This is a genomic window from Bradyrhizobium sp. CCBAU 53415 (genome assembly GCF_028128735.1).
Lineage (GTDB): Bacteria > Pseudomonadota > Alphaproteobacteria > Rhizobiales > Xanthobacteraceae > Bradyrhizobium.
In genome coordinates, this window is the sequence record NZ_LBJF01000019.1 from 32461 (window position 1) to 47696 (window position 15236).

The 15236-nt window shown below is 63.5% G+C and carries 17 protein-coding genes; 14 read left to right on the forward strand and 3 right to left on the reverse strand.

What is annotated here, in order from left to right:
* Positions 1-2 precede the first annotated feature (2 nt).
* Complete coding sequence (locus XH87_RS11645) at positions 3-1841, reverse strand: glycoside hydrolase family 15 protein (RefSeq protein ID WP_049801897.1); 1839 nt, start codon at positions 1839-1841, stop codon at positions 3-5.
* 136 nt (positions 1842-1977) lie between these two features.
* Between XH87_RS11645 and XH87_RS11650 the strand changes: the two genes are divergently transcribed.
* From XH87_RS11650 to XH87_RS11690, 9 genes are all read left to right on the forward strand, one after another.
* Positions 1978-2433 carry a low affinity iron permease family protein gene (locus XH87_RS11650; protein WP_028141941.1) on the forward strand — a complete coding sequence of 152 codons (456 nt, stop codon included), beginning with the start codon at positions 1978-1980 and terminating at the stop codon, positions 2431-2433.
* A gap of 513 nt (positions 2434-2946) precedes the next feature.
* Complete coding sequence (locus XH87_RS11655; protein ID WP_271587493.1) at positions 2947-4407, forward strand: glucan biosynthesis protein G; 1461 nt, start codon at positions 2947-2949, stop codon at positions 4405-4407.
* A complete protein-coding gene (mdoH, locus tag XH87_RS11660; RefSeq protein ID WP_028141943.1) occupies positions 4395-6506 on the forward strand; it encodes a glucans biosynthesis glucosyltransferase MdoH in 2112 nt (703 codons plus the stop codon). The genes XH87_RS11655 and mdoH overlap by 13 nt, the downstream gene beginning before the upstream one ends.
* A gap of 180 nt (positions 6507-6686) precedes the next feature.
* The gene (locus tag XH87_RS11665) at positions 6687-7025 is read left to right on the forward strand and encodes a DUF1236 domain-containing protein (RefSeq protein ID WP_028141944.1); all 339 of its coding nucleotides are present in this window, start codon (positions 6687-6689) and stop codon (positions 7023-7025) included.
* Positions 7026-7105: 80 nt separating this feature from the next.
* Positions 7106-7525, forward strand: a complete 420-nt coding sequence (locus tag XH87_RS11670; RefSeq protein WP_050990942.1) for a hypothetical protein — start codon at positions 7106-7108, stop codon at positions 7523-7525.
* Positions 7526-7696: 171 nt separating this feature from the next.
* Positions 7697-7897: a hypothetical protein gene (locus XH87_RS11675; protein ID WP_028141945.1), complete on the forward strand. Its 201-nt coding sequence runs from the start codon at positions 7697-7699 to the stop codon at positions 7895-7897.
* 16 nt (positions 7898-7913) lie between these two features.
* Positions 7914-8321, forward strand: coding sequence for a hypothetical protein (locus tag XH87_RS11680; RefSeq protein WP_028141946.1), 408 nt, complete (start codon positions 7914-7916; stop codon positions 8319-8321).
* 315 nt (positions 8322-8636) lie between these two features.
* The gene (locus XH87_RS11685; protein WP_256379450.1) at positions 8637-8759 is read left to right on the forward strand and encodes a hypothetical protein; all 123 of its coding nucleotides are present in this window, start codon (positions 8637-8639) and stop codon (positions 8757-8759) included.
* 4 nt (positions 8760-8763) lie between these two features.
* On the forward strand, positions 8764-9792 hold the full coding sequence (locus XH87_RS11690) for a glycosyltransferase family 4 protein (protein ID WP_271587383.1): 1029 nt from the start codon (positions 8764-8766) through the stop codon (positions 9790-9792).
* A gap of 81 nt (positions 9793-9873) precedes the next feature.
* Here the strand turns inward: XH87_RS11690 and XH87_RS11695 are convergent, their stop codons facing one another.
* The gene (locus XH87_RS11695) at positions 9874-10101 is read right to left on the reverse strand and encodes a hypothetical protein (protein WP_028141949.1); all 228 of its coding nucleotides are present in this window, start codon (positions 10099-10101) and stop codon (positions 9874-9876) included.
* A 644-nt stretch (positions 10102-10745) separates the two neighbouring features.
* Between XH87_RS11695 and XH87_RS11700 the strand changes: the two genes are divergently transcribed.
* Genes XH87_RS11700 through XH87_RS11710 form a run of 3 tightly spaced genes read left to right on the forward strand, consistent with a single transcriptional unit; the run spans position 10746 to position 12407 of the window.
* The gene (locus XH87_RS11700; protein ID WP_194403770.1) at positions 10746-11843 is read left to right on the forward strand and encodes a DUF1236 domain-containing protein; all 1098 of its coding nucleotides are present in this window, start codon (positions 10746-10748) and stop codon (positions 11841-11843) included.
* Positions 11844-11867: 24 nt separating this feature from the next.
* On the forward strand, positions 11868-12185 hold the full coding sequence (locus tag XH87_RS11705) for a hypothetical protein (protein ID WP_035703241.1): 318 nt from the start codon (positions 11868-11870) through the stop codon (positions 12183-12185).
* 60 nt (positions 12186-12245) lie between these two features.
* Positions 12246-12407, forward strand: a complete 162-nt coding sequence (locus tag XH87_RS11710) for a hypothetical protein (protein ID WP_193374107.1) — start codon at positions 12246-12248, stop codon at positions 12405-12407.
* A 224-nt stretch (positions 12408-12631) separates the two neighbouring features.
* Here XH87_RS11710 and XH87_RS11715 read toward each other — a convergent pair whose 3' ends face one another.
* Positions 12632-12997 (reverse strand): response regulator, encoded by a 366-nt coding sequence (locus XH87_RS11715; protein WP_035703238.1) that lies wholly within the window; start codon positions 12995-12997, stop codon positions 12632-12634.
* A gap of 228 nt (positions 12998-13225) precedes the next feature.
* Here XH87_RS11715 and XH87_RS11720 point away from each other — a divergent pair, with 228 nt between their 5' ends.
* Both XH87_RS11720 and XH87_RS36755 read left to right on the forward strand, forming a co-directional pair.
* Positions 13226-13957 carry a histidine kinase dimerization/phosphoacceptor domain -containing protein gene (locus tag XH87_RS11720; protein ID WP_271587384.1) on the forward strand — a complete coding sequence of 244 codons (732 nt, stop codon included), beginning with the start codon at positions 13226-13228 and terminating at the stop codon, positions 13955-13957.
* Positions 13839-14102, forward strand: a complete 264-nt coding sequence (locus XH87_RS36755) for an ATP-binding protein (RefSeq protein WP_442868260.1) — start codon at positions 13839-13841, stop codon at positions 14100-14102. Before XH87_RS11720 ends, XH87_RS36755 begins: the two co-directional genes overlap by 119 nt.
* The last annotated feature ends 1134 nt before the right edge of the window (positions 14103-15236 follow it).

The window sequence follows — 15236 nt, forward strand, 5'->3', positions numbered from 1 at the left end:
TCCTAGTCGGAGCGCGCGGCTTCATCTCCCTCGCTGGGGAGGGCTCTCTTGCTACCGCGGTGCTCCGAGGGTTTTTCGCGGTGGGTGAGGTTGTGGGCGGTATTGACGAGGGCTATGTGAGAAAAGGCCTGCGGAAAGTTTCCGACCAAGCGCCGCCGCGAAATGTCGTATTCTTCCGATAGCAGGCCGACGTCGTTGCGAAGCGCCAGAAGCCGCTCGAACAATTCCTTGGCCTCGGCGTCGCGGCCGATCAGATGGTAGGCGTCCGCCAGCCAGAAGCTGCAGGCCAGGAACATGCCTTCCCCCGGCGGCAGACCATCCTTCGTCGCACCCGTATCGTAACGCCGGACGAAACCGTCCTGGAGCAATTCCCGTTCGATCGCCTGGATCGTCGAGATCACGCGAGGATCCTCGGGTGGCAGAAAGCCCACGGCCGGGATCAGCAGCAAGCTCGCGTCGAGTTGCGGCTCGCCGTAGACCTGGACGAAGGTTTTGCGCTCAAGGTCGTAGCCGCGCCGGCACACCTCGTCGTGGATCGCGGCTCGTTGCGCTTCCCACTCCTCGACGCGGCCCTTCATGCCGAACTCGGCAGCCGACTTGATGGCCCGATCGTAGGCGACCCACGCCATGATCTTGGAATACGTGAAGTGTTTCGCGCCGCCCCGGACCTCCCATATGCCCTCGTCCGGCTGGCTCCAGATGCTCTTGAGATGGTCGAGCAGCGCGCATTGTACTGCCCAGGCGCGCTTGTTCTCGCGGAGACCGCCGCGGCGCGCCTGATATAGGGCGTCCATCAGCTCGCCGTAGACGTCGAGCTGAAGCTGGGTGTGCGCCGCGTTTCCGATCCGGACGGGCTTGGAGTTCTCATATCCGGAGAGCCACGGGACTTCCCACTCGGTCAGCCTGCGTTCGCCGGTGACCGCGTACATGATCTGGAGCTGCCGCGGACTTCCCGCGACGGCGCGGACGAGCCAGTCGCGCCAAGCGCGCGCTTCGTCGAAGAAGCCCGCGCCCACGAGGGCCAGTAGCGTCAAGGTGGCGTCACGTACCCAGCAGAAGCGGTAGTCCCAATTTCTCGAGCCTCCGATCTGCTCCGGCAGCGACGTCGTAGCGGCGGCGACGATGCCGCCGCTCGGCCCGAACGTCAGCGCTTTGAGAGTTATCAGGGATCGCTGGACCGCCTCCGAATATGGCCCTGCCGTCTTGCAGCGGCTGGACCAATTGCGCCAGAAATCCTCTGCCTGTTTCAGAAGAGACGCAGGGTCCTCGGGAGCGGCGGGATCCTGGTAGGATATCTGATGGGAAAGCACGAAAGCCACGGTCTCGCCGCGCGCGACCGAGAACGAGCCCACAGTTTTCATGGCTTCGCCGCGCATCGGCACCGCGGTCCTGAGCAGTAGCATCGACGCGCCCGCGACCATGCTGACCGCTCCGTCCTCAAGGCGGCTGACCCAAGGTACGCTGGTCCCGTAGTCGAAGCGCGCGACAAGTTCGCTGCGCATCTCGACCTCGCCCTCCAGTCCTTCGACGATTCTGACGACCTTCGAGAGATCCGTCTTAGGCGGCATGAGATCGATGAGGCGGACCCGGCCGCAGTCGGTCGTAAAGGTCGTCTCGAGGATCAAGGTGCCCGGTCGGTAGCGTCGTTCGCTGCTCGAGCGAGCCTCGGGGCAAATCTTCCAGTATCCGTTGTGCTCATCGCCGAGTAGCTTCGCGAAGCAGCTGTCCGAATCGAAGCGGGGGACGCAGAGCCAGTCGATTGACCCGTCGCGCCCGACCAGACCCGCAGTCTCACAATCGCCGATCAAGGCGTAGTCTTCGATCCGAGCCATGCTGGGCATCCAACCGGAACGTTTGCCCTCCAGTTCCGCAGATCCCATTGCGGACGTTCATACTTTCGACTGAGGCTAGTGGTCGATGCGCCTTACGGGGAACCCGCGAACCTCTTCGCCCGTTCTCTCAAAATCGGAGGATCTCATGCGTGATAGGCGGAAGAAAACGGAAGGCGGCACCGCCCGCTTCTTCGGCGAGTTTGCTACCCGCACCTCGCAGGCTGCGGGGCGCGCGTCGACCTTCGTGCTCGCGGCCCTGGTGGTCATCATCTGGGCAGTCACCGGTCCGTTGTTCGGCTATTCGGACACGTGGCAGTTGGTCATCAACACCGGCACCACCATCGTCACCTTCCTGATGGTCTTCCTCATTCAGAATTCCCAGAACCGCGACAGCGCAGCCATGCAGGTCAAGCTTGACGAATTGATCCGCGTCGGGACGGCGCGAAACTCCCTTGTCGGTATCGAGCATCTCACGGACGAAGAGATCGAAGACCTGCGGGAGAAATGCGAATCGCGCGCCAAAGCGGAAAAAACGGCGAACGAGCGTGTGAAGACGACCGGACGACGGGCCCGCCGCGCCGCCGAGCAGGCGGCAAGTTAATCGCTGCGGCACCGAAGGGAGTTAGGTACTCGCCGGGCATTCGCGTAGCGAGCCGACGCTGAGTTGAACCGCTGCCTACCGATTTCTCGAATGGTCAGATCGGAGAGTGCGGCAGCATCGGTCACACCGCGCTGATGAAGTTCGAGCATCTTCCTTGCGACGACAGCGCACAAGGGCCCTCGCGATCGACGAGTTCGAGTTTTCGGAGAGCGGCCTTGAAGGCCAACTCGAGAGCGTTCCGCTATTCTGGCGCAATGGTGATGTCCGCGAGCAAGCGCGCAATAGGCATGGTTGTGCTCCACTTGGTGCGGGCGGGAGCGCAATCGGTCTCTCAGCCACCGACGCCTACGGGCAGAGCCTCGGCCAATGATGCTGGAAGTATGTACCTCTGGGACCATACGCGGGCCGTGGAACCCACGGGCCATGGTGATCGTTGCTTGGCCGCGGCAGCAGTAGCGAGGAGTACACGTGAACCGACGCCAGCTTGTTCAAGGGTCGGCGTTACTGCCGGCGATGCTACTCGCCTCGCGCAGCGGCTTCGCCGCTGCGTCGGACGAGACCTTTGGCCCGTCGACGGTGAGGGATCTTGCCCGTGCGATCGCAAGCAAGCCGTTCGAGGCGCCCGACGAGAAGCTGCCGGCCGGGTTGAAAGACCTGGACTACGACCAGTACCGTTCGATCCGCTTTTTGCCTGAGCGGGCCCTTTGGCGTGGCAAGAATCTTCCGTTCGAAGCGCAGTTCTTCCATCGTGGCTTCTTTTACAAGAACAGGGTGAATATCTTCGAGGTCGCGGATGGAAAGGTCGCCGAGATCAAGTACCGCAAGGCGGACTTTTCTTTCGGAGAGAAGGTCCCGGCGTTCGAGGAGACGGATCTCGGGTTCACAGGCTTCCGCATCCATGCGCCCATAAACCGTCCCGACTATTACGACGAGGTCTGCGTATTCCTGGGCGCGAGTTATTTCCGCGCTGTGGCCAAGGGGCAGACGTACGGGCTCTCCGCCCGCGGACTCTCGATCGATACCGGCGAAGCCAAGGGCGAGGAGTTTCCGCTCTTCAAGGCCTTCTGGCTCGAGCGGCCGGCGTCGGGTGCAACCTCGATGGTCATCCAAGCTCTCCTCGACAGCAAAAGCTGCGCGGCAAGCTACCGCTTCACCGTCCGGCCGGGCGAAACCACGGTGTTCGACGTTGAAATGTCGGTCTATCCGCGCGTCGAAATGCAGCGCGCCGGTCTCGCGCCCATGACCAGCATGTTCTTCTACGGCCCGAACGACCGCAACGACATCGACGACTTCCGTCCGTCGGTCCACGATTCCGACGGCCTGGCGATCTTCAACGGCAAGGGCGAAAGCCTTTGGCGCCCGCTCAGCAATCCGCGCGATCTGCAGATCAGCACCTTTCAGGATCTCAATCCCCGCGGCTTCGGCTTGATGCAACGGGAGCGAAGCTTCTTCGCCTACCAGGACATCGAGTCCAGCTTCGAAAAACGCCCAAGTCTCTGGATGGAGCCCATCGGCGATTGGGGCGAGGGCGGGGTCACGCTATTCGAGATCCCGACCAAGGAGGAGGTTCACGACAACATTGCCGCGTTCTGGCGGCCGAAGAACCCCCTGCAGGCCAAGGGCGAACACAACTACACCTATCGGCTGTACTGGGGCCCGGATAGCCCGAAGCCGCATTCGCTGGCGCGCTTCACGCGAAGCGGAATAGGGGCGCGGGGCGAGGATGCCCGCCTCTTCGTCCTCGATCTGGTCGGTGAGAACCTGAAGGGCATCGATCCCGCGGGCGTGAAAGGCGTGGTGACGGCGGAGAAGTCCGAAGTGAAGAACATCGTCACGCAGCCCAATCCCTACACCGGTGGCTGGCGGCTCAGCTTCCAGTGCCAGGTGAAAGGCGAGCCGATCGAGCTGCGCGCGTTTCTGACCGAGGGTGACAAGCCCTTGTCGGAAGTCTGGGTCTACCGATGGGCCCCCTGACCACGGCGACGCGACCGGTCGCCGGCGATATCGCGACGGAGCGCCTGCTGCCTCGCGAGACGCCGCTTCCGATGGCTCCTGGCAACCTCGGGAAGGCCCGGGTCCCCGACCGCGTTCCTGCGGCGGTGGGCTCCGCGATGGCTTGGCGCCGCGGCCTCATTCTGCTCGCGACGGCGGCGCTCACGGGCGCGGGCGGCTACGAGATGTATCGCGTGCTGGAGGTCGGCGGCGTCACCGTACTGGAAGCCATGGTGCTGGTGCTGTTCCTCGTTTTGCTCGCGTGGGTGGCTTTCTCGTTTGCCTCCGCACTCGCCGGGTTCTTCGTGCTGCTGACCCATCCGACCGCGGTAGTTGCGGAGCTGCCTGCGATCGTGAGCCGCACCGCCATGCTGCTTCCCACCTACAACGAGGACCCGCACCGATTGACGGCGCGGCTTCGCGCGATGATCGAATCCTTGGAGGCGACCTCGCACGGGGAGCTGTTCGACTGGTACGTTCTGAGCGACAGCACCGACCCGGACATCTGGGTCGCCGAGGAGAAAGCGTTGCTCGCGCTACGGCAGGCGGTGGGGACGCCGCGACTGTACTATCGCCACCGCGCCGACAACACGGCGCGGAAAGCCGGCAACATCTCCGAGTGGATCACGCGGTTCGGCGCCGTCTACGACTTCATGATCGTGCTCGACGCCGACAGTCTCATGAGCGGACAGACCATCGTCCGGTTGGTCCATGCCATCGAGGCCAATCCGACCGCGGGGCTCGTCCAAACGCTCCCGATGGTGGTCAACGCGCGAAGTTTTTTTAGCCGCGTCCAGCAATTCGCGGGCCGGCTGTACGGGCCGATGATCGCCGCCGGCGTGGCCTGGTGGCACGGCTCGGAAGGCAACTATTGGGGCCACAACGCGATCATCCGCGTGAAGGCGTTCGCGGAAGCGGCGGCGCTGCCGCAGCTTCGGGGACCCAAGCCGTTCGGCGGGCACATCCTCAGCCACGATTTCGTCGAGGCCGCGCTGATGCGGCGGGCGGGGTGGGGTATCTACATGCTGCCGACGCTCGGCGGAAGCTTTGAGGAGGTGCCGCCTTCGCTGCTCGATTTCGCCGCGCGCGACCGGCGCTGGTGTCAGGGCAATCTTCAGCATCTCGCCGTGGTGCCCGCTCGCGGTCTCCATTGGGTATCGCGCCTGCATTTCATGGTGGGGATCGGGGCCTATCTAACGGCGCCGCTGTGGCTGCTATTCCTGCTGCTGGGGATGCTGATCTCGCTCCAGGCCCGCTTCGTGCGCCCGGAGTATTTTCCCAAGGGCTTCTCCCTCTTTCCGACCTGGCCGGCCCAGGATCCCGTGCTCGCTATTTGGGTGTTCGTCGCCACGATGGGACTGTTGTTGTTGCCGAAGCTGCTCAGTCTGGTCGTCGTTTGGACGCGGAGCCCGGTGAGGCGCCAATTCGGCGGCGCGTTGCGGACCTCGGCCGGAGTTCTCGCGGAGATCGTCATCTCTGCATTGATGGCGCCCGTAATGATGATCTTTCAGTCGATCGCGGTCGTCGAGATTCTGGCCGGCCGCGATGCCGGATGGCAGACGCAAAGACGAGACGACGGCACTGTGGAGCGCCGCGAGCTCTATCGGAAGTACGGCATCCCGACCTTGTGCGGCGTTGCGATGGCCGCAAGCGCCTACGCCGTTTCGTTGCCACTTTTGCTCTGGATGTCGCCGGTGATCGTCGGGCTGCTGTTCGCTGTTCCTATCGGGGCGCTGACGGCCAGGCCGTCGTCCGGCAAACTGTTCGCCACCCCTGAAGACCGGGAGCCGCCTTCAATCCTGCGCCGGGCCAACGAATTGAGTGCGGCGGCGGAGGTCGGCATCAAACCCGCTCTCACGGAGCTTCGCGAAGCCCCCGAGCTGCTGGCCTTTCATGTCGCCCAGTTGCCGCCACCGCGCGCTGCCAGGCCCGATACCGTAGACGCCAACCTGGCGGTCGGACGTGCCAAGGTGGATGCCAGCGAGACGTTCGAGGAAGCCGCCGCGCATCTGTCTTCGCGCGAGGTCTTCTCGATATTGAATGACGCCTCGGCGCTCTCGACCGTGCTGCAGAAGGGATGACCTTACCGAGTGCCTGGCGGACCACGCTCTCGGGGCTCGAGCCAATCCTTGATCCGAGCCGACTTCCCGCGCTCTCGCCTCCGACGTTCGGGAAAATATGGCAATTCTCCTGCCTCTTTCCGGAACCTTGCCATCATCTGCGGGTTCTCGCATGCCGCATCTGGCGGCGAGGAGAACAACATGAACAATCTTCTAGTGACGACGGCCCTGGCCGCGCTGATCTCGACGGGCGCGATGGCGCAGTCGACGGTCGTCACAACCACCGGCACCGGTCACTCGGCCGCCGTGCAGATCGAGCCGGAATACCGCACCAAGATCCGCACCTACGTCACCGAGCACAAGGTTCGTCCGGTGCAGCAGAAGATCGTGGTCGGCCAGCCCGTCCCGCGCGAGGTCGAGCTCGAGGCGGTGCCCGCCGATTGGGGTCCTTCGCTCAGGAAGTACCGCTATGTCTACTCGGGCGAGCGCGTGATGCTGGTCGATCCGTCGACCCGGACGGTCGTCCAGGAGATCGACTGAGCATTCTAGCGGGTCGCTGATCGCAGCGGCCCGCCTCCCATCCGCCGATACCTTGATTTCCCATTTCCGAGCGGCCATCCATGCCGATCATTCGTTATTTCGTCTTCGTTGGCGGGTTCCTGCTGGCGTTGCTCTTCGCTGCGGATCGGTACCTGCCCGCTCCGGTAGAAGCCGCCGCCGTGGCCGACCCCGACAGGACCATCATCCGGATAAAATCGGCGAGGAGCCTTCCGGAGAAAATCGTCTTCGACACCAGCCAGCGCGCCGAGGTACCGATGATCGCGCAGGCCGATCCGATCCCGGAAGAGCTGCCGCGGGAAGTGCGAGAAGCCATGGCCGCCATGCCTGCCGCACCATCCGGCGAGGCCCAGAAGGAAGAGCCGGCCCACGTTGCGGCGGTCCTCACGCATCCGAAGCGGTCGGCAATGCTGCGGAAGCGGACACCCGACCGCCGTCTCGCCTTCGAGCGCGCCGATGCGACTGCCGGCGGATCGTGGTGAGCGGAAAGCCTGGGAGAGGGTCAAAGAAGGGGACCGAAGGAGCAGCTTTGCAGCCGGGTGGGCTGCTCGCACGTGGGGGCCGTTCATGCTTGGGGCGGGGCGGTTAACTTTGTTGAATTCGTCGCAAAGCTATTCCGCGGTAAGCTAACTCTTCCTGCGTTGGGGGTTTCCATGTTCGATCCGGCCACGACCGCGCTCTTGCGCGCCGTATCCGACGAGGTCTGCGAAGACGTCTCGCGCCACGAAACCGCGGCGCGCACCCATGTTGCTTCGAGGATTCTGGAAGCGGCGACGAACGGCGACAGCTCGCCGGAGAAGCTGAAGCAGGTCGGACGCGCGGCCCTCCACGACGCTCCGACCATGTGGCGATAGGTCGAGGAAGGCTGGGGTGAACTTCCAGGTCACCGTGCTCAAGATCCTGGTGAGCTATCCCGACGGGTTCGCCGTCATGGTCGATCTCAAGCGCGACATGGCGATCCTGGCGACGAGCGGGCGCGACTGGGCCGAGCGGACCAAGCGCCTTGCCGCTCGCGTGCCGGAGCTCGACATCTTCTCGCAAGGATTGGTCGAGCGTCTGAATGGCGGATGGCGGATCACGGAGAAGGGCCGTGCCGTGCTGGGGTTCATGGAAGCCAAGCCTGCCGAGACAACGACGGAGAGCGCTGCGCCCGCCGTGGAGCCGCCGGCTTCAAGTCCAGCGGCGTCCACACCTCTCGCCGCCAGGCGCTCCGGCCGAAGCCAGCGCCTGCAGCGCCGTCGTGCGGCACGCGAGCGGGCCCGCGCAAAAGCTTGCTGAACGCCCGCTTGTGCGTTGAGGCACGCGCTCGGGAAAAACTGGAAACTTTGCCGACTGTGTCGAGTTGCCAGCGATCGGATCGGTCGCCGGGAGCGCAGAAATGGTTGACGATGTCGTCTTGAAGAACGCCTCGGAGACCCCCTGGAACGTGTACCGCGCTCGGCGCCCCGACGTCGGCGCTCGCGACAGCCGACGCTGTTTGCTGGAGCGCCATCTGCACAGGAGATGGGAAGAGCGCCAGGGTGATACCGGAGAGCTCGCCAGCTTCGGGATCGCTTACCTGCACCGGCTTCCCAGAGACGAATGTTGACGTGCATGAAAATGCTATTGGCACGCGCAGCCATCGGAAGCACAAGGCCCGGTTGGACGCTGCTCGCGATTTCGTTTCTGATCTCCGCGATCATCGTGATCGGCTTGCGCATCGTGTTCGGAGCCTAGCTCGATGCGGATCGCCCAGCTTGCCCCGTTGGCCGAGAGCGTCCCTCCGAAGCTGTACGGAGGCACCGAGCGGGTGATCGCCTGGCTGGTAGACGAGCTCGTCGATCGCGGGCACGACGTGACGCTGTTTGCGAGCGGCGACTCGAGCACGAAAGCCAAGCTCCATGCCGTGTGGCCGCGCGCGCTACGCCTGGGGCGGAAAGGCGTCGATCCGAACGCCGCCTGCGCGCTCTTGATCGAGGCCATCGGCGAGCGCGCGCGCGATTTCGACGTGATTCATTCTCATGTGGATTGGTTGCCTCTGCCGGTCCTGGGCCGCACTGGAGTGCCGTTTCTGACGACCATGCACGGGCGGCTCGACCTTCCGGGGCTGCCCGATGTGATCGGCACTTTCCCGAAGGCTCCTTTTGTCTCGATCTCGGACAACCAGCGGCGTCCGCTCCCGGACGCGAATTGGATCGCGACGATTCCGCACGGGCTGCCCAAGGATCTGTTTCGTCCCTCCTACGAAGCCGGATCGTACCTGGCCTTCCTCGGGCGGCTGACGGCGGAGAAGGGGCCTGAAGCAGCGATACGCATCGCGCGGGCGGTTCAGATGCCGCTCCGGATCGCCGCCAAGATACCCCGGGCCGAAACGGCCTACTTCAAGAAGAAGCTCGAACCCGAGATCGATGGAGAGACGGTCCAGCTCATCGGCGAGGTGAACGAACTGCGGAAGCAGCCGTTCCTCGCCGGCGCCTCCGCCTTGCTGTTTCCGATCGATTGGCCCGAGCCCTTCGGCCTGGTGATGATCGAGGCGATGGCATGCGGGACGCCGGTGATCGCCTATCGCTCCGGATCGGTGCCGGAGGTCGTGGAGGACGGCGTCACCGGATTCATCGTGGACGGCGAGCAGGAGGCGATCGAAGCAGTCGAGAAGGTCATCCGCTTGGACCGACGAAGGGTCCGCGCCCGCTTCGAGGAGCGCTTCGTCGCGAGCCGAATGGCGAAGGAATACGAAGAACGATATCGCGAGCTGGTCGCTGGCAGGTAGCGCCTCCGAAGGAATCGTTCGGCCGAAACAAAACGGCCCGCCCGGCGTACCGGACGAGCCGCTCGTTAAATCGGCCTGCGATCAGTGCTCGGTGCAAACCTTGGTGGTCTTTACGGCGGACTCGGCCTCCGTCTTGGTCTTGTAGACGCCGTTGCCCACCACTGTCGTGGTGGTGGTCGTCGGCTTGGTGTCGACGACGGTGCATTTCTTGGTCGTCGCATCGCGGACGATGTAGAACTCGGCGGCACTGGCGGCCTGGGTGCCGAGAGCGAAAGCGGCGAGCGCGCCGCACACGACCAGCTTCTTCATGGAGTTCTCCTCAAGCAGTTGTAAAGTGGCTATTGCTAACGAGGCGGACGCGGCAGAAGTTCCACTTTTTCCCGGTCTGGAAGCCATGATGGAACCGCTTTCAGGTGGTCTGCTTGCCCCCTTGATGACCTGAAATCGCGGTCCGGCCAGCCTGTTTGGCGGCACGACAACCGGCTCGAAATCCGTGTCCTGTCCTTGCGCGCCCTTGCAATTTGGGCAGACGAAGAGGTGCGCGATCATCGTCGTGGGATTGTCCCGGACGAGTTCGGACCGAAACCATTTCATTGTTACACGGCAATTTGGACAGCTAGGATTGCCGACGTCCCCCAAGGAATGCCTAAGTCGTTTCATCGGCCGCCCCGCCGCTCGGCATTTGGTAAGTCGTAGCACCTCGGACGTGGCGCGAATGTATCAAAAGACACAGCGGGCCACGGTGCCATGGAGATCGTGTGGGAGCGGCGTTCGCACGACGGGCGGGCGGGCGACGCCGTCTTGGTGAACGCGTGCTTGCCCTTCCGCGAAGCAGCATCTCTAGCCGCCGGGCAAATCGCAAGCTCGATCTCGCTGCGGATTGCCAGATTTTCCCGGCTGGAACCGAAGGCGGCGCCGAGGGTTGATCGGCGTCCACATTTGGGAGGTTTCAGATGAACAAGCGTTTATTCTTGGCCACGACCGCTGCGGTTGCCATCGCGACTTCGGCATTCGCGCAATCGTCTCCGAGCACGTCGAGCTCCACTCCGTCCGCAACGCAGCAAAAGGACTCCACGTCGACGCCGTCCTCTTCGACGTCGACGCCCTCGAATTCGTCGGGCTCGGCTCAGACCACTCCCTCCAGCAACTCGGCTCAGAGCCTGTCGCCGTCATCGACCAACCAGACCTCTGGTAGCCCGCCGTCCAATTCCGGGTCAGGCACCAACACCACCCAGGCGCCCGCCTCGGGCAACTCGACGAACCAGGCCCAGACCAATCAGCCGACGAACCAGTCCACGACGCCGTCCAACCAGGCGCAGACCAACTCGCCGTCTGGCACGACGCAGAGCGCCAATCCGCCGGCTTCCGGCACCAACCAGGCGCAGTCGCCCTCGGGTAGCGGCTCGACCAATACCGCGCAGCAGCCGAACAATCAGCAGAACACGGCGGATCGTTCGTCGAACACCAACGTGAATGCGTCGGTGAACATCAACGACCAGCAGCGGACCCGGATCAGCGCGTCGATTTCGCACCTGAACGTGCAGCCCCTCACCAACGTGAACTTCTCCTTGTCGGTGGGCACCGTCGTCCCGCGCGACATCCGGCTGCAGCCGCTGCCGGCCGAGGTCGTCGAGATCGTGCCGCAGTATCGGGGCTACAACTTCGTCCTGGTGAAGGACGAGATCGTGATCATCGAACCATCGACCTACAAGATCGTGACCGTCCTGCCGTACTCGGGCCGTTCGACCGCGTCGGCGCCGGCGCGCACCGAGCAGCGCAAGGTGACGTTCAGCGACCGTGAACGCGAGGTCGTCCGCAAGCACGCCAAGGCGCGACCGGTCGAGCGCGAGAAGCGGGTGACCACCGGCAGCTCGGTCCGGACCGAGATCCGGACCGGCGAGCGCGTGCCGGAGGGCGTGGAGATCGAGGCCTTCCCGGAGGAGGTCTATCGGGATGCTCCGACCCTTCGCGAGTACCGGTACATCAACCGGGACAGGCGCACCTACATCGTCGAACCTCACGAGCGTCGCATCATCGAAGAGATCGATTGATCTCGCAACCGAAGGAGAAGAACCATGAAAACCATCGTGTTGGGAGCGCTCACGGCGACCCTGATGGCAGCGTCGGCGAATGCCGCCCCGCTCGCCCCTGCGGCCATCGCATCGGCCGAGCTCGGTGCCACCGAGCAGGTCAGGCTCGTTTGTAACGAGTACGGTCGCTGCTACCGGACCCGCGGCCCACGCTACGTCCAGCGCTACTACGGCGGGGACGACGGGTACGTGGTCCGCCGGAGCTACGGCTACTATGGCGGCCCCGGCTACTACGACCGCGGCTACGGCTACTATGGCGGTGGGCCGAGCATCGGTTTCAGCTTCGGTACCCGGAGCTGGTGAACTACGAAAGGGCCGCTCTCGAGCGGCCCTTTCTCCGTCGGTTCCTGTGGGGATGATGAGATGTCGGCTGTTGCGAAGCTCCTGGCCCAGAAAGAGCAGTTGCTCGCGCGCCTTGAGACCGATCCGGGTCCGAACGAACGGGCCGAGATCCAGGCGTTGCTTTCAAAGATCGAGACGGCGCTGAAGCTGCTCGGCAACACCGCTGCCGCGGTCGACGAGTAGTGGTCGGCGAGCGATTTCGCTGAAGCTCTCCCGAACAGATAGCCTGCCGGTATGAAGGCCCCAGCTCTAGGGGGCTATGAGCTGGGGCCAGTACCGGGTTCGCCCCTAGGGCAGGGGCGTTGGGAAAACTTGGCAGCCAAGCCTTCGTTCCTGCGTGAAGGAAGTTTGGATCTTCGCGCATCCACACCCGCTGAAGTTCCGGACGTGCGGCCGCCGGTTGATCGCTAGGTCGGGGGTGCTCGCCTCGTCTCGCCGAGCTCCTGGACCACCCGCACGATCTCGTCCGGGTGGAAGGGCTTTCTCACGATACGGCTGCCTTGGACCGGGCGAGGCGGGACCGGCGAGAAGCCGGTCGCGTAGACGACCGGCAAATTCGGGTACTGCTCCCGATAGCGCTCCGCGATCTGCCACCCGTCGACCTGCCCGGGTAGCCTCACGTCGGTGATCAGAACATCCGCGACGCGGCGGTCGCACCAAGCGAGCGCTTCCTCTCCCGTGCTCGCATGGATCACGTGATAGCCGGCCTCGCGCAGGGCATCGACGACGAATTCGCGGATCAGAGGATCGTCTTCGACGAGAAGTACGCTCACTGGGGGCTCTTGTGGATTTAGTGTCTCACATTCGAACGGCGCAACGTTGCGGTCGTTCCCGGCTCTGATGCAGCTTGCGAGAGCGCTGGGCCCGTGGCCTGGAGCAGACGCGCCGTAGTGAGGAACGGGCATGCGTGGCTGCGGTTCTCTGTCCATGAACAGGCTCTTCCCTCTCGTCCTGGAGCATGGCTTCCGACAGTAGCCAGGTACGCCATTTCGGCGTGCATCATGCTGGGCTGCGCCGTCCTGCAGATGGCACTGCAGATGCAGACGGGTTCGCCGGGATATTTCCTGCTGCTTCCCGGTGTGTTTCTCTCGGGCCTCGTCTTCGACCGCGGCTCTGGAATTTTCGCAGCCATCATCGCGGTCGCCATCGGGGCCTACGTCGGCTATGCCAGCAACAACGGCATGGACTACTTGGCGACTAACGCTCTCTTCGCCATCACCGCAGCCGGAACGGCCGCCGTCGCCGAATTCCAACGCTCCGAGCTGGGGCGGGTGGTTTTGGCCGACAAGACGAAGGCCCTGCTGCTGCAGGAGATGGCTCACCGGACGAAGAACAACCTCGCAATCCTTGGCGGTATGATTAGGCTGGAGGCGAGACACGGCGGTTCGGAAGTCGCGGCCGCGCTGGAGGCCACCGCGCGTCGCCTGCAGGTGATGGCGGAGGCCTACGACCATCTCTCGCCAAAGCGGGATTCGAACTCCGTGAACATGCGCTTTTTTTTTGAACAACGTCGTGGAAAAGGTCTTCCAGTCTTTGGCGCCTCCCGGGCCGATTGCATTTCAGGTGGTCTGCGAGGACATCGACCTGGCCAGCAGCCATGCGCTCGCGATCGGCATGATCACGAACGAGCTTGTCACGAACTCGCTGAAGTACGCTTTTCCCGCCGACAGGCCCGGCCACATTGCGGTCTCGTTCGCAAGTGGAAGCGGCATCGAGCTGTCGGTTTCCGATAACGGAGTCGGTCTGCCCGAGGGGGCAGAGCCCGGCGGATTGGGGTCGCGCATCGTCCAGTTGCTCGCCCAGCAGCTGGAAGGTGAAACTTCCTATGAACGGCTTGATCCTGGCCTCAACGTCCGGGTGCGGGCGAACCCGCGATAGCAGCGCGTTCGGCGAGCGGTCGCTGTCGTGGTGGGCTCTTTGAAGAAGGCAACGAACACATCGGTCGGCTTTGCCGGCAGAAGTTCGCCGTAGCAGCCCGGCATGCACACCGGCACCGCCGCCGCCGCGTCGGATCGAGACGCCGAAATGGGAGTGACGACATCGTCTTGCCACGGTCGTGTTCGTTCATGGCTGTTTCTGGCATCAACACAAGGATGCTCGAAATCCACACAGCCGGCGACCTGCAAGAATTTCTGGGCCGCAAAACTCTCGCGCGACACGTCCCCGGGACGCCGATAGCAGAAAAAAACTTCGCAAGATCGGGCGGCGAGTTCTGGTCATCTGGGAATGCGAGATCCGTACCCGAGATCTGCTCGCCGCCAAACTGAAGCGCTTCTTGGATAAGTCAACCCTGACTCTCATCCGGTGAATCGCACCTCCTGAAGGCCACAGGGATAAAGGCGGTCCTGCGATCGAGCGCAACTCGCATATCGCGGCACACCACGCATGCAAGGCTTTTCGAAAGTTTGCGGATGGGCTGCTGCCTGGAAGGCTTTTTCCGTGCGAGCAGGGAAAGCGACCAGTGGACCCAGTGGAGGCAGATGATACAGGGCCGGCGGCCAAGGGGACCGACTGGACGGCCGAGCAGGTCACCATCGCAGTCGCTAAACTATTTCCTGATGCTCGGACGCGAACGAGCCACCGACAAGATTGGCCGAGCACTACCGGCGGCTGGAGCGGGAGGTGGGACGGTCGGAGAAGTCGATCGAATGGAAGCAACGTGTCGGCTGTTCTGGAGTGGCTCGGGATCGCCTGGATTCCGGGCCTGTTGCCCACAATTCGCAGGACTCCCTGTCGCAGTCCGTCGAGGTCCGGTTGGGTCTACATCCGAAAATTGTAACGGACCCCGTGCCGTTGAAGCCGCGCTTCACGTCGTCAGTGACTGGCCAGAAGCAAAAGAGTCTGCCGGCCTTGAAGACGTTCGCCACCCTATAAGAAATGCTAAGCCTTGTGGAACTTAAGTGTCTAATTGATATGAGCTATTTGGAATTATCGCGGCAGAGTGTTGCAAGCCGGCTACAGCAACGAGCGAGGGAAAGGTTAAGGTGTGCTCGGCAGTGGGGGTACGCGTGT